Consider the following 14342-nt stretch of genomic DNA (forward strand, 5'->3'; position numbering starts at 1 on the left):
GTTAGACCCGATGAATTGCAAATGCTCGCAAGGAGGTTTTTATGCGTTTACGCAATATCCCTGGTGCAGAAGATATGCTGCGCCAATTTCCAACCTATGTAGATAATCCTAGTCAATATAAGGGAAAATGGTCAGACTGCTTTGGCAATAACAATCCGATTCATGTTGAGATTGGCAGTGGTAAAGGACGTTTTATTAATACATTGGCAGCTCGCTTTCCTTCCATCAACTTTATCGCAATCGAGTTAAAAGCAGAAGTGCTGTATCGCACAGCCCAACGTACGGAACAAAAGGAAATTCCTAATTTAAAATTGGTTCAATTTGATGCTTTCAAAATTACAGAACTGTTTGAGCAAGAGGAATTAGATCGTATTTACTTAAACTTTAGTGATCCATGGCCGAAAAAACGTCACAGCAAACGCCGCCTGACGCATTTCTCCTTTTTGCGTCAATATCGAGCTGTGCTAAAACAAGATGGAGAAATTCATGTAAAAACAGATAATCAACATCTGTTTGAATTCTCTCTCAATCAATTCGCTAACGAACTGTTTCAATTACGCCATATCACATTTGATCTTCATTCATCCGAACAGGCTGCAACGAATGTGATGACTGAATATGAAGAACGTTTTTCCAATCGTGGACAACGCATCTTCCGCACAGAGGCTCTTTGTAAGCCAATAGCACCCACAAATTAATCATTATTCTTATTTACCGTATAACGTCTTGAGCGAAGCAATCATTCTTTTGGAATGGTTGCTTTTTTTGTATATATTCACCATAATGTCAAAAATATTTCAAATATAAAGATATATCAATTATATTTATCTGAAAAATAAAATAACTAATAAATTGGGAATAGTTACTTGCACTTTCTTGCACGCAAGCTGTTTCATTTTCTTAAAATTAGTGTAAAATTTCCTAAGTAAGCAATAAAAACCCAAGTATTAATGTGTTAACTAGTTTTAACCAGTATATATTTTCCATTAATTGCTTATAATATATGATGAATTGTATATTTTACAAAATTTTAAAATTTATTGAACAGCACTTTTTCAGCAGATAACTACTTTACAAATCAAATAAAAGGAGTAAAATAATAATTGCTGAAGGACTTTTGTGCTGACTGGTCAATACAAAAAATATATGTACTTTTGGAAGGATAGGTGGACTCTATGAAAAAACAATTAATTTTAGGCATGACTGTACTAGCCTGTGTATTCTCTGCGTCTTCTGCATTTGCTGCTGAGGAGAACGCAACAAAAAGCGAAACAATGGCACCACAAACATTCTTTAACGTTCAGGTAGCACCACAAACAGTTGCACCTGCATCTGTTGTTGTACCAACTGAATTTACTAGTGACACTACAAAAGGTGAAGTAGTAAATTTCTCTATCTTTACTCCAGTATCTGCTCCTACTCAAGTAACAGATACTACAACACCAGCAACTGGTATCCAATCTGCAACAAAAGGTGAAGTTTTTAAAAGCACAGTAATTTTCGGTTAATTACTTGCTATAAAAATTCTCTCTTTTTTACCCTCTTTTTAAAAAACTGGTCATTAGCCTCCACTTGTTGGGGGCTCTTTTTTCTATATAGGTACTGTCTTACAAAAATAAAAAAACGCGTAACATCATCGCTACGCGTTTTTTCTATATGCCTCTGTAAAGCTGTATCAGCTATTCTTCTAGCTGGCTTACCTCTTCAACTTCTCTTTCCTCTTCGGGATGCCAATGATCCAATACTTTACCTTGAAGGACACGCCCTTCAATAAACTCGATCTGATTGGCAGAAAAACAGGTTTTCCATTCTACATGAAGCTCTTCCGCCATCTTCACTACCGTGAGTAGCTCTGACCAAGCTACATATCGCTTATACCAGAAAAATTGCGGCTGTTCATTCATATATGGATATAAATCATCAAACTCTGTATGTTTACAGTCAAGAGCCCGTTCAAAGTGAACTTTCGCGTGTTCCAGTTTCTCCTGGAAGTAAGATTGCAAATCCTTTTGAGAAAAGGTAGACACATGAATCCCTCCAGTTTTCCATTTACAGTTTCGTTGTATGAACCATTCCGAGTCATTCCGAGTTATCAACAAAACTTATATCACCATTCTAACACGCACTGCAGTCTGTGAAAATAGTCATAATCTTGTCAATCTAACTATATGAAATGGAACAGGACACCTTGGTTATGAAGAAAGGCAACCGTCCTATGCTACGGTTGCCTTTTTCAATCTTTGTTCGTTAGTTTCTTCTATTCATCTTACCATAGTCTCTATTAATTACCTGCTCCTTGCTGGGAGGGATCAGTTGATTGAGTAGGGTCTGGGATGTCGGCTGGTCTTTGACTGGCATTGGGATCAGCACCGTTGCCTGAAGAGCCATTTCCCTGTCCATGCCCCTGTCCGTTGTTCTGATTATTTCCTCCGTTATTGCCGTTTGGTAAACCCTGAGGTGTCGAATTGCTATTGCCACTGTTATCAGTGTTTCCATGGCCTTCTTGCTCAGAAGATCCATTTGAACCGTTATTCGGGGATTGATCACCCTCGGTTGAGTTTTGGTTATCTCCGCTATTGTTCTCCTCATGCTGATTTTCACCATTTTGCAGAAGCTCTTCTAATTGTTTGGTATTTACTTCTCCAATATTAGATGGGCTTCCAGGGTTACCATTTTCATCATAAGGTACAACAAAGTATTTGTATAAGACGCCTTCCTTAACCTGATCAACAAAGGTTTTACCACTTTGCTTGGATGATATCTTTTCAGCCGACTCAGGATTATTCAAATAACGCATTACATCATAACCCGTCGTTTTTTCGTTAGCATCATCCCACATTAATAAGGCTACTGGCTGAGAACCTTCAATGGTAAGTCGAACAGACAGAGCAGGTGGTGTGGTTGCTACTTCCTGATTCTCTTCTACCTCGTGACGTTCGCTTACTCCATTTGGTCGTTCAAAATCCATTGGTTTTTCATTCTTTAACGCTTCCTGCATCACGATGCTAAACATACGCGCCGTCTTACCGCTACCATCATACATAATGTGGCCCTTATCCTCTTTTGGGAAGCCCATCCAGATGGAGCCGATATACCTAGGGTTATATCCAACAAACCAAGCATCCTTGTTTGCCTTGGAGCTTAGGGCTGATTGCGTGGTTCCCGTTTTACCTGCTACCGGCCAATTTTTCATTTTCGCACTGGTACCCGTACCGCTTTGAACAGCATTACGCAGCAATTCGTGCATTTCCCAAGCGGCATTAGGTGAAATAACTTGTGTTTCCTTTACAGGTCTAATCTCTTCTTTCCCTGTTCTGAGGTCTTTAATTTTATCAATGGCATGTGCTTCTTTTACTACACCGCCATTTGTAAATGCTGTATACGCTTGTGCCATTCGCAGTGGTGATGTTCCTTTATGCAAACCACCCAATGCAATGGATAAATTACGATCGGTCGGATCAAGCGAAATACCAAAATCCTTGATGTACTTCAAGGAATTATCAATTCCAATTTCGTTTAACAACCAGACCGTAGGAACATTGAGTGACATCTGAACAGCTTTATCCATACGTATGGATTCACTGTATTGGTTATTCCAGTTCCTTGGCTCATAGCCATTAAAGCTTTGACGTTTGTTACTTAACTGAGAGCCTGCATGCCATTTCCCTGTATCTAATGCTGGTGCAAAAACAGCTAATGGTTTAAAGGATGAACCCGGCTGATGCAGACTCAGCGCATTATTCCAGCCCTTGTGCACATAGTTCCGGCCACCTACAATGCCGGCAATACCACCGGTTTTAGCATCGAGAACTACCATTCCGGCATCAACCTGATTGGTGCTTCCATCCTTCGGGAAATTCTTGGCATTCTCAAAGTTCTTCACCATTGCATCCTGTACATCGGTATTTAGCGTCGTATAGATTTGATATCCTCCGCTATATAGCTCATTCTCAGCAATGCCATAGCGTTCTTCGGCCTCATCAACTACGTAATCAAGGAATGCCTGATACGAATTGCCCACGGTGACTTTTTTAGTAGGAAGCGCTTCTTGTTGAGCAGCCTCTTTTTCCTGCACCGTAATGATTCCTTGTTCGGCCATTAAGCGAATGATCGTATCACGGCGTTCTTTAGATTTAGCCGGATTGTTAAATGGAGAATAGATAGACGGTCCCTTTGGAATCGCCGCTAACTGAGCAATTTCAGCAGTCGTTAGAGTGTCCAGGTGTTCCGCCTTTTCTTTACCGAAGTAATAATTAGCGGCTGCCTTAATTCCATAAGCACCATGACCTAAATAAATTTTATTTAGATACATCTCCATAATCTGATCTTTCGTGAATCTGTTCTCTAGGTTAATGGCAATACTAACCTCTTTCGTTTTTCGCCAGAACGTTTTTTCATGAGAGAGAAACACATTTTTCGCTAGCTGTTGGGTTATTGTACTTGCTCCTTCAACTGCACTGCCTGCTCGAATATCCTTCCAAATCGCTCCACCGATCCGGATCATATCTACACCATTGTGCTCAAAGAAGCGTTTATCTTCTACAGCCACAAATGCTTGCACCAACTTTTTAGGCACTTTGTCGATTGTGACGTATTCACGATCCTCTAGAACATATAATTTGGATAGCTCTTTACCGTTCACATCCATTATTTTGGTTGCTTCCAGTTTAATGTCTCTTAATTTATTTTCATCCATCTCCACCATTTTACCGCCCGCATATAAGAGAGCGAAGTAACCTCCGATGACGGATAAAATTAAAAAGACAGCAAATCCAATAATAAGCATTATCCATTTATTTACTTGTTTTTTCTTTTTTTTCTTCTTGGCTTGAGCCATATATTACCTCCAGATTTCTTTCCTCTCTCCACCTTTTTAGACGATTAAGTCAAAAAAAAGTTTCTGACCCGAAACAATGCAGCATCTAATTAGTAGCTGCCCTCGGTTCTTTTTGATGGGTGTATGAGCTTAAGCAGTTGGCTGTCTGTGCAACCGTAAAGCTCTAGCATACGCTCATAGGGATCATCCCCACCCAGTTGAAAATAGTGAACAAAAGCAGGCTCCGTCTTATATCCCTGTTCCTTCAAAATTTGAATATCAGCACGTGCCGAGTCCTTTGCCAAATGCAGCAGCCGTTCTTCAACAATCATATGTCGATATGCATTCTGTTGTCGTACAGGTATCGATTGACCAAAAATTTCAATGGGCCACTCTTGATAAGAGAACGATAGAACGAGTGCTCTTCCTCCTCGTAGTTCATCGACAAACTCCAATTGAAAATTTGTACAATCTCCATACGCCTTTACAACCTGCTGTGTAAACTGATCCAGATCGGAATCATTCACCTGACAAATAATGTCGAGATCACTTGTCGCTATCTCAATTCCAAGTGGAATCGTTCCTGTCAGTATCGGATCGTAGGAAGACAGCTGTTTAAACAAATCAAGCTCCTGTAACACAATAAATGCTTGCCTTTGCCGTTTCGTGCCTGTTTGTAAATAATCTGGCTTGTCTAGATGTATCATGTATATTCACCTGCTTTCCAAAATTGAACCACAGATACAAAACAGCCACTCTACCATGATAGTATAAAGTGGCTGCTTTGTACCAAACAATTCCTGCCAAAAGAATTTCGTTTAGAGGTTCGTTTAGCTGAAGATAAAAGCTATAGAATATATAATGTACTTCCTTTTAATGAATAGCAGCTTTTGCCTGCCGTGTCTGTTTCTTATTTAGCATCAAAGGAGGTATAGCGATTCCCAATAATATCAGCAGAATACCACTCCATTGGAGCGTGCTTACATGTTCTCCTAATACGGTTACAGAGGCAATCACTGCGGCTGGAAGTTCTGCTGCACCAAGAATCGTCCCCAATCCAGAACCAACCTTTGGTACTCCTATCGAGAAAAAGACAACGGGAATAATTATACCTAAGGAAGACAGCGCCAAGCCATACATCCACAGACCCTGCCCTAAAGCTCCATCCACTAAGAAGGATGGGGAAAACACCGTAAATACAATAATCACAGCCGTTGTAACCATAGTTAAGCTTTTTGTAAACACGGGAACATCCAAGCCCAATCGACCACTAGCAAAAATATAGAGCGCAAATGTCACCGCCGATAATAAACCATATAGGATACCAGCTAACGAAAGTGATTCAAATCCACGCTCTAGTAATCCTCCTGCAAGAGCTGTTCCCATAAGCAATACAACGATGGAAAATATCTTTTCCTTGCTGGGCTTTTTCCGATCCACGACAGCTTCTAAGAGGACGCCAATCCACGTAAACTGAAATAAGAGGACTACTGCAATCGACGCAGGTAATTCGGCTACAGACAAATTATAAAAGATGGTGGTGCCACTTAATGCAAATCCGCCTGCTATCAATTGCAAAATAGAGCGTACAGGCACACGCTTTCTATTAAACAGCAATGTCAGAAGGATTAACAGTAACCATCCAATAAAAAATTGACTACCTACTAGCTGACTTACCTGAAAGCCTTCCTTCATACCTAGCTTAATAATGGTCGACAAGCCTCCATAGCTACAAGCCCCTAAAAAAACCAACAGAGCATACTTAAGCATTTTTGTTGCCTTCCTTTCTCCTTACATCGATTTTTGCAAACACAAAACCCCCCATCCAACGGATAGGGGGCGAACGAAAAAAAGAAATGCATATCTGATCATCTCTTTTGAAAATTTCGCCACTTACATGTAGTCATACAAGCAAGTTTCTCATCATTGTAATTAAAAAGATTCTCACTTATTTTAAGAAGAGCAGAATTAAAAGTCAATGAGAAAAGGTGCGAAAAATCGGATAAAAGCGGTCACAGCTTTTATGTCTATAGGGGAAAAATCATGTCTAAAGCCTCCTCTACTTAAAAGAGAGGAGGCTTTAGTAAACATGGTAACTTCTTATTTTACTAAGCTTTGTGCTGTTTTCACGACATTTTCAACAGTAAAGCCGTATTCTTTCATGATAATCTCGCCAGGAGCAGAAGCACCAAATTGGTTAATAGCAATAATTGCTCCATGGTCACCTGTGTAGCGCTCCCAACCTAGTGGAGAACCCATCTCTACGCCAACGCGTGCTTTAACATGCGGAGGAATCACAGAGTCACGGTACTCTTTAGATTGACGATCAAATAGATTAAAGCTAGGCATGCTTACGACACGTGTTGGAATGCCGTCTGCTTCTAGTTTTTCACGAGCTTCCATGCACAGAGATACCTCGGAGCCGGTAGCAATCAATACAACCTGAGGCTCACCATTAGATGCCTCTTTTAGAACATAAGCACCTTTTGCTAAACCTTCGCGAGCCAAGTCTTTGGTCTCTTGGTAGATAGGCAGGTTTTGACGAGTTAAAGCTAGTACAATAGGCTCGTCTTTGCTCATAGCCGCATAACGCCAAGCTTCGTTTGTTTCATGCGCATCAGCAGGACGCAACACAGTTAGGTTCGGCATAGCACGGAAGGCAGCTAGATGCTCAATCGGTTCATGAGTTGGTCCATCTTCCCCAACTGCAATAGAGTCATGAGTAAATACATATGTGGTAGGCAGCTTCATAAGAGCAGATAAACGCACTGCCGGACGAACATAGTCGGAGAATACGAAGAACGTACCGCCGAAAGCTTTTACACCACCGTGCAGCATCATTCCATTTAGAGCCGCTCCCATAGCGAATTCACGAACACCAAACCAAAGATTGCGCCCCTCATAAGAACCCGGCAAGAAGTCTTTAGCACCTTTAATTAGAGTGTTGTTAGAGTGTGCCAAGTCAGCGGATCCACCAATTAAGTTAGGCATGCGTTTTGCCAATCCATTGATTGCATTACCGGAAGCCGCGCGAGTCGCTAGCTTACTGCCAATTTCATAAGTCGGTAGATCAGCATCAAAATCTTTGGATACCTCTCCATTACTTACTTGTTTAAATTGTGCAGCTAGTTCCGGATAAGCTTTTTCATAAGCTGCTAGCAGCTCATTCCATTTTGCTTCCTTCTTTTGACCTGCCTCTACTAGAGTAGCGTAGTACTCTTTTACCTCTTGTGGCACGTGGAATGCTTCATGCTCCCATGCATAGGTTTGTTTTGTTAAAACAACCTCGTCTGTACCAAGTGGGGCACCGTGGCTGGCACTGCTCCCGCCTTTATTTGGAGAACCGAAACCAATTGTTGTTTTCACTTCAATCAGTGTTGGACGCTCCAAATCTGTACGTGCTTCAGCCAAAGCCTTTTCGATAGCATCCACATTGTTTCCATCTTCTACACGGATATATTGCCAGCCGTACGCTTTGTAACGTGCAGCTACATCTTCTGTGAAGGATTGGCTTAGATCGCCATCTAGACAAATATCATTAGAATCATAAAGAACAATCATTTTACCTAGTTTAAGATGAGCAGCTAGAGAAGAAGCTTCAGAAGAAACGCCTTCCATCAAGTCTCCATCTCCACAGATAACATATGTAAAATGATTAATTAGTTCATAGTTATCTTTGTTGTATGTTGCGGCCAAATGTCTCTCAGCCATCGCCATACCAACAGCCATCGCAATTCCTTGTCCCAATGGGCCTGTTGTTGCATCTACACCAGGAGTGTGGCCGAATTCAGGGTGACCAGGCGTTTTGCTTCCCCATTGGCGGAAGTTACGCAAGTCATCCATACTTACGCCATAATCCATGAGATGCAGCATAGAGTACAACAGCATAGAACCGTGACCAGCAGATAATACAAAGCGATCACGATCAATCCATGATGGATTTTTCGGGCTTACTTTCATAAAACGGCTCCACAACACGTGTGCCATAGGCGCCGATCCCATTGGCATTCCTGGATGTCCAGAATTCGCCTTTTCAATAGCATCGATTGATAGTGTACGAATAGTATTGATTGCCAATTGATCTACATTCATTTGTTGAGTAGTCATTACGGTTAATTCCCCCCTACAAGTAACTGCAGTGTGATTATAACATAGGAAAAGCGAATAGAGTAAAAGCGCTTTACAAAAACAGAGTATTTTCTATGAAACGTAACAATTCCCTATCATTACATGCTAGGTTAGTGTGTTGCATAACTAGCTTTTTTATGAGAGAAAACCAAGCGCTATGTCTTACTTTCACTGAGTTTCATCAGCATACATTCTTTTACGTTTATCAATTTCTTTCATCGCAAGAGAAAACTCTTCTTTATCAATGACCTTAGATGTCAGTAGATCGCGGATCTCATCTTCAATCATCAACCAATCACCCAGCGGATCTCCGGTATAAATCATGATTTGAAAACGACGTAAGAACTCAGGAAGATGAAACGTATCTCTATCGCTCATTTATTTCCCTCCCAAATCAGCTTCCATTTCTCGGCATACGGCTTCAAAGTCAAACTCGACAAGGAAACCAGTAATGGCAACAATTTTCGCCTCTGGATAATTATTTCTCCACTGTTCCTCTTCTCCCTCTTTTATGCCTACTAGGTAAAGAGGCTGCTTTTGCACATGTTCAAGCTCTTGACATTCTTCCAGTAAAGTAGGTAGACGGTCTTCCAATCCAGACACATTGATCACAAGCACAGACTGAGTAATTTCGCCTGCCTTCAACTGCTCTTCTATCATTTGAAGCGACTTCTTAGTAGGTACCGTTGCATTCATAATAGGAAAATAATCTAACAGCTCATCCAACCAATGATCCTCTTCTGCTGCGAGATAATATAACATCTTACTGGCCATTTCATTCATTCTCCTTTTGCCTTACTTCCAAGTGCTTTCATTATAACATGTCAACTGCATCAGACCCCAGTTCTCACCTTGACTTCTTTCCGTCCATTTCGTATGGTGGAGAGTAGCTTGAACTTTTTTATTGTATAGAAAAGAGGTTTTTCCTGTGGAAAAGAAACATCTCTTCCTTCTCTTTAGCATTATCTTTTTAATGATGCTTGGCTTTGGAATTATTATCCCTATATTGCCTTTTTTCGTTACGGAAATTGGGGCGACCACAACACAATTGGGGATATTATCTGCCAGCTATAATATCATGCAATTTATATTTGCTCCCATCTGGGGACGCTTATCGGATCGCTATGGACGAAAGCCGTTTATCCTTTTAGCCCTATTTGGATTTTCTGCCAGCTTTATTCTATTTGGATTTTCAAGTAGCTATTACGAAATGCTGTTTTACCGTGTACTTGCTGGGATTACTTCCGCTGCGGGTATCCCAACCATCACAGCAATGGTAGCAGATATTTTTCCGCCAAAGGAACGGGCAAAAGGAATGGGGATTGTAGGAGCAGGTGTAGGTCTTAGCTTCGTATTCGGTCCCGCGCTCGGCGGTATCCTAGGAGACGTTAGCTTGTCACTGCCATTCTTCGTTTCAGGAGGTCTAGCTTTTATTACATTCGTTTTCACATGGATTTTACTTCCAGAGAGCTTGCCCAAGGAAAAGCGCGGTAAATACCTTAAGAAAAAGCCTATCAGTTCATTGGGAGCCATTTTTAGTAACCTAGGATTATTGTATCAGATCATGCTGGTTACTTCGCTTGCTTTTGCAGCGATGGAGACGGTCTTTGCTTTATACATATCATATGAATTCAATCTGACCTCCAAGGACATGGGCTATATGTTTCTTATCATGGGCTTAATCTCCGCTAGTTTACAGGGCGGGATTGGCAAATTAGTAAAACGATTTGGTGAATCAAAATTGCTGGCTACAGGAATATTCTTTTATGTTCTAGGATTCTTCTGTGTTTTACTCGCTTCTACTTTCCTAGAATTTGCACTCACCCTTTGCTTATTTGGTCTAGGTCAAGGTATGATGCGAACTACGAACACCGCCATGATTTCGCAACGTACGCACGATGGACAGGGGGCTACATCCGGGAACATGAGCGCCATGGATACCATGGGGAGAATTGCAGGTCCCATTTTAGCTGGATGGCTCTTTACCTTCTCACATAGCTTGCCATTTATAATCAGTGGCATACTGTGCTTCGGTCTTTTAGCGATCTATGTAGGCAGAGTGCATCACCTGCCAGAACCAGAGCCAGAATCTGAGTCGGACGCGTATTCTCCCGCCTCTCAGTAACCATTTCATTTTCTGTATACATAAAAAAGGAACGAGCTGGGATACACCAGTTGGTTCCTTTTTTATGCTTACAAACCTGTAAGCTTAGGGTAATCTGGATCGATGTTACGAAACACTGCATTTCCTTATAGTAAATTGAGATGAGATGACATCACAAAAGAAGGAGTAAGTAATGAACGATTTCACACAAAAAGATCGGATCGATACCCTTGATTATCTTCGTGGTTTTGCTCTGATGGGTATTCTTCTTGTTAATATCTTGGCTTTAATGAAAGTACAGTCAGCCCCTGTTAGCAGTGCAAATGCTTTTATTGAGCACATGCTTAACTTCACCGTAGAATCTCGTTTTTTTGCTATTTTCTCATTTTTATTTGGAGTAGGATTTTATATTTTTAAAAGCCGCTCTCAAGCAAAAGGGCACAAAAGTACATTGCTATTTATTCGCCGGTTGCTAGTCCTATTCGCGATTGGATATCTTCATCAGCTATTGCAGCCGGGAGAAGCATTATTCATCTATGCTATTTTTGGCTTTGTATTACTGCCTTTTTATCGTTTATCGGCCAAAAAAAATCTACTGCTTTCATTATTTCTGCTTATTCCTACCTCTATTTTGGGAGGAAAGATTCTTGTTGTTTTCCCATTATTTTTGTTAGGGCTTGCTATCGGACAATACGGAGTCTTCCGAAATATTCCAGACTTTATGCCCAAGATAAAGCAATGGCAAATGGTTTCTTTCATTCTCATGATAGTCGGGCTTTTTGTTCAATATGTGCTCTTGACAAAAACAGCTTCAACTGACTTCGATGACTCATATATTCATGCCTTACACAATTACGGCCTGTGCATTGTCTTTGTTGGACTCGTGATGGCTGTATTTTATGTAACTACCATTATCCGCCTGCTACAGCAAACAACTGTGCAGAAATGGTTAGCTCCCTTAAAGTATTACGGTCGCATGGCTTTAACGAACTATATCGGGCAAACTCTGATCATTATTGCGTTGCGTGATTTATGTAATCTTTCAGGCAAGCTGGGCCATTTGCAAACTACGCTAATCTGTCTTGGTATTTATGCACTACAAATGCTAGCCAGCTACCTATGGTTGTCGATTTTTACCATGGGTCCACTGGAATGGAGCTGGCGTGTGTTGACGTATGGAACATTTACACCTCTGATAAAACGTAACAGCGAAAACGCATCCTGAGTAGTCGGATGCGTTTTCGATTATTATAAAGTTTCTCTCAAAGTTCTCCTCAGGCAACACACCTTACTTCCCTTTCTGAGGTGTGTTCTTATCCCCTTCAAATAGCACGTTGCCCGTATCTACATCATAGAAGGTGACCGTTGTATAAGGTGGCGTACTGATCTTACCCGCGACATAAGGGTAGCTAATGACCATCGGATACATTTTATTTGCCTCTGGTTTGGTCTGTTTTACGTATACTTTTAGCATTTCCCAGCTTTGTTCCGTATGATCCACAACTAAGCCATACCCAGGATTAGGAGCTTCTCCATAGGCAATCACATATAAATCACCCTGTTGATGAACCCCGCGTTCTCCTTTAACGCTTTCGATAAAAGATTTCTCCTCCGCGCTTAATTGCTCTTCTGTCAGTGTTTGGAAGGTAGAAGCAGGCTTCTCTCCCTGAACCACGGGTAGGTTTGTAACCTGAATTTCATCCGCTTTACCATCCCACTTTACTTGTGCGGATAAGGATTCCATTGTCCAGCGCAGGGGCACATACACCTTGCCCTGATAAAGCACAGCTCCCTGCTCTACCTTTTGTTCTTTTCCATTCACCGTTACAGTAGATTTACCAGTCTGAAATATCAGAGATTTCTGCTGAACCTTCAATTGATAGGTTCCTGCTTTTTCTGTGAGCTGACCGCCTGTTATATTACGTAATTCCTGTAGGTTAATCATTGTCCGTTGGTTAACACTAATCAATGGTGAGTGTTTGATTACCTTCTGTTGATTTATCATAAGAGAAGTGGACACCGGTTTTACTGTTGCTTGAGCCATGCCTGGTATAGCTGAGCCTACAAGTGTAAGCCCCATTACGGCTACTGCTGTCGTTTTTCGTAACATTTGTACTCAATCCCTTCGCTTTTTTCGTCAGGTTCCGCTATTGTTACTTTGTTCATTTTTCTTATGCTACTTGTTTGACTTAAAGATTCCCCATAATGTTTCATTTTCTTACCTACATCTTATTATCTTTTTTTTGCTTCATGCTGATATTACTATTTACCCATAATTTTTACCAATTGGCTACATAAATAAGGCAAATGAGTGACAATTGTCACACTGCTATTTTGCCTATTTTTATTTATGCGATAATTATAGGTACGAAGAAGATTTTACCAACTAAGCTCGATAACAAAGGAGTTTTCAAATGACAACACTTATGTCCATGCCAAAGGTTGACGTGGTTCGCCAACAACTGATTTCTCATCCAATTTCGATTGCTATGCAGACACCGGAAAGCGTTCGTACCTTTATGGAACACCATGTGTTCGCTGTATGGGATTTTATGAGTTTATTAAAACGTTTACAATTAGATGTAACTTGCACAAGTGTACCTTGGCTTCCTGCTCCTCATGCTGCATATGCTCGTTTCATTAATGAAATTGTACTCGGAGAAGAAACTGATGAAGATGGCAATGGCGGCTTTACCAGTCACTTTGAGCTGTACTTGCAGGCTATGAAGGAAGTAGGGGCTGATACATCTAAGATCGAGCATTTTCTGGGGTTGCTAGAAAAGGGTACTTCTCCTGATGAAGCTCTAGCATTATGCAACGCTCCTGACAGTGTACAGCGTTTTGTAAAACAAACCCTTCACTTGGCTAAAGAGGGGGGAACCCACGAGGTTTGTGCTGCCTTTTTCTTTGGTCGTGAAGATATTATACCAGACATGTTTCAGGTACTTGTACAGGAATTGACCTCCAAAGGAGAAGCTCCTGCTTGCCTGTTGTATTATCTAAATCGTCACATTGAGCTAGATGGAGATGAACATGGACCTTTAGCTGAAAAACTTCTTGCTTCTCTTTGTAAAGAAGATGCCCAAAAATGGAAAGAAGCAGAAGCAACAGCTATTCAATCCCTTAATAGCCGCATTTCCTTATGGGATGGTGTTCTAGCAGATATTCAAAAATAATTCTTCTGGGGGGACCCACACTCTCCTGTAACGGGTTATGTAGGAAATCCTTTACAAAAAAAGAGCTTGTCACCTCTTCATTTTTTCGAGGAAACAAGCTCTTTGCTTTTGAGATTCT

13 protein-coding genes are annotated in these 14342 nt (G+C 41.0%); 5 read left to right on the plus strand and 8 right to left on the minus strand.

From position 1 onward, the window contains the following. Positions 1–41: 41 nt before the first annotated feature. A complete protein-coding gene (trmB, locus tag GOP56_RS12410) occupies positions 42–698 on the plus strand; it encodes a tRNA (guanosine(46)-N7)-methyltransferase TrmB (protein ID WP_003342443.1) in 657 nt (218 codons plus the stop codon). Between the two features lie 477 nt (positions 699–1175). Next, positions 1176–1508 carry a hypothetical protein gene (locus GOP56_RS12415; protein ID WP_003334786.1) on the plus strand — a complete coding sequence of 111 codons (333 nt, stop codon included), beginning with the start codon at positions 1176–1178 and terminating at the stop codon, positions 1506–1508. Between the two features lie 171 nt (positions 1509–1679). Here GOP56_RS12415 and GOP56_RS12420 read toward each other — a convergent pair whose 3' ends face one another. The 7 genes from GOP56_RS12420 to GOP56_RS12450 form a co-directional block, all read right to left on the minus strand. Beyond that, positions 1680–2027 (minus strand): hypothetical protein, encoded by a 348-nt coding sequence (locus tag GOP56_RS12420; RefSeq protein WP_003334785.1) that lies wholly within the window; start codon positions 2025–2027, stop codon positions 1680–1682. A gap of 254 nt (positions 2028–2281) precedes the next feature. Beyond that, a complete protein-coding gene (locus tag GOP56_RS12425; protein WP_163245744.1) occupies positions 2282–4837 on the minus strand; it encodes a transglycosylase domain-containing protein in 2556 nt (851 codons plus the stop codon). Positions 4838–4926: 89 nt separating this feature from the next. Then, positions 4927–5523: a DUF4269 domain-containing protein gene (locus tag GOP56_RS12430; RefSeq protein ID WP_068793548.1), complete on the minus strand. Its 597-nt coding sequence runs from the start codon at positions 5521–5523 to the stop codon at positions 4927–4929. A 166-nt stretch (positions 5524–5689) separates the two neighbouring features. Then, positions 5690–6586: an EamA family transporter gene (locus GOP56_RS12435; protein ID WP_163245745.1), complete on the minus strand. Its 897-nt coding sequence runs from the start codon at positions 6584–6586 to the stop codon at positions 5690–5692. A 330-nt stretch (positions 6587–6916) separates the two neighbouring features. Further along, a complete protein-coding gene (tkt, locus tag GOP56_RS12440) occupies positions 6917–8923 on the minus strand; it encodes a transketolase (RefSeq protein WP_003342433.1) in 2007 nt (668 codons plus the stop codon). 189 nt (positions 8924–9112) lie between these two features. Continuing rightward, the gene (locus tag GOP56_RS12445) at positions 9113–9322 is read right to left on the minus strand and encodes a YqgQ family protein (protein WP_163245746.1); all 210 of its coding nucleotides are present in this window, start codon (positions 9320–9322) and stop codon (positions 9113–9115) included. Beyond that, a complete protein-coding gene (locus tag GOP56_RS12450; RefSeq protein ID WP_101669090.1) occupies positions 9323–9718 on the minus strand; it encodes a hypothetical protein in 396 nt (131 codons plus the stop codon). It abuts the gene before it with no gap. A 154-nt stretch (positions 9719–9872) separates the two neighbouring features. Between GOP56_RS12450 and GOP56_RS12455 the strand changes: the two genes are divergently transcribed. Beyond that, on the plus strand, positions 9873–11069 hold the full coding sequence (locus GOP56_RS12455; RefSeq protein WP_163245747.1) for an MFS transporter: 1197 nt from the start codon (positions 9873–9875) through the stop codon (positions 11067–11069). Positions 11070–11241: 172 nt separating this feature from the next. Beyond that, positions 11242–12273 carry a DUF418 domain-containing protein gene (locus GOP56_RS12460; RefSeq protein ID WP_163245748.1) on the plus strand — a complete coding sequence of 344 codons (1032 nt, stop codon included), beginning with the start codon at positions 11242–11244 and terminating at the stop codon, positions 12271–12273. A gap of 63 nt (positions 12274–12336) precedes the next feature. Here the strand turns inward: GOP56_RS12460 and GOP56_RS12465 are convergent, their stop codons facing one another. After that, a complete protein-coding gene (locus GOP56_RS12465; RefSeq protein ID WP_163245749.1) occupies positions 12337–13158 on the minus strand; it encodes a stalk domain-containing protein in 822 nt (273 codons plus the stop codon). Between the two features lie 304 nt (positions 13159–13462). Between GOP56_RS12465 and GOP56_RS12470 the strand changes: the two genes are divergently transcribed. After that, a complete protein-coding gene (locus tag GOP56_RS12470) occupies positions 13463–14224 on the plus strand; it encodes a DUF3050 domain-containing protein (RefSeq protein WP_163245750.1) in 762 nt (253 codons plus the stop codon). The last annotated feature ends 118 nt before the right edge of the window (positions 14225–14342 follow it).

It is taken from the genome of Brevibacillus sp. 7WMA2, assembly GCF_010748895.1.
GTDB classification, from domain to species: domain Bacteria; phylum Bacillota; class Bacilli; order Brevibacillales; family Brevibacillaceae; genus Brevibacillus_B; species Brevibacillus_B halotolerans.

What these genes read in the sequence shown, in the direction of transcription:
- trmB (WP_003342443.1), top strand. Translation starts at nt 42, where the DNA reads ATGCGTTTACGCAATATCCCTGGTGCAGAAGATATGCTGCGCCAATTT.
- GOP56_RS12415 (WP_003334786.1), top strand. Translation starts at nt 1,176, where the DNA reads ATGAAAAAACAATTAATTTTAGGCATGACTGTACTAGCCTGTGTATTC.
- GOP56_RS12425 (WP_163245744.1), bottom strand. Translation starts at nt 4,837, where the DNA reads ATGGCTCAAGCCAAGAAGAAAAAAAAGAAAAAACAAGTAAATAAATGG.
- GOP56_RS12430 (WP_068793548.1), bottom strand. Translation starts at nt 5,523, where the DNA reads ATGATACATCTAGACAAGCCAGATTATTTACAAACAGGCACGAAACGG.
- GOP56_RS12435 (WP_163245745.1), bottom strand. Translation starts at nt 6,586, where the DNA reads ATGCTTAAGTATGCTCTGTTGGTTTTTTTAGGGGCTTGTAGCTATGGA.
- tkt (WP_003342433.1), bottom strand. Translation starts at nt 8,923, where the DNA reads ATGACTACTCAACAAATGAATGTAGATCAATTGGCAATCAATACTATT.
- GOP56_RS12445 (WP_163245746.1), bottom strand. Translation starts at nt 9,322, where the DNA reads ATGAGCGATAGAGATACGTTTCATCTTCCTGAGTTCTTACGTCGTTTT.
- GOP56_RS12450 (WP_101669090.1), bottom strand. Translation starts at nt 9,718, where the DNA reads ATGGCCAGTAAGATGTTATATTATCTCGCAGCAGAAGAGGATCATTGG.
- GOP56_RS12460 (WP_163245748.1), top strand. Translation starts at nt 11,242, where the DNA reads ATGAACGATTTCACACAAAAAGATCGGATCGATACCCTTGATTATCTT.
- GOP56_RS12465 (WP_163245749.1), bottom strand. Translation starts at nt 13,158, where the DNA reads ATGTTACGAAAAACGACAGCAGTAGCCGTAATGGGGCTTACACTTGTA.
- GOP56_RS12470 (WP_163245750.1), top strand. Translation starts at nt 13,463, where the DNA reads ATGACAACACTTATGTCCATGCCAAAGGTTGACGTGGTTCGCCAACAA.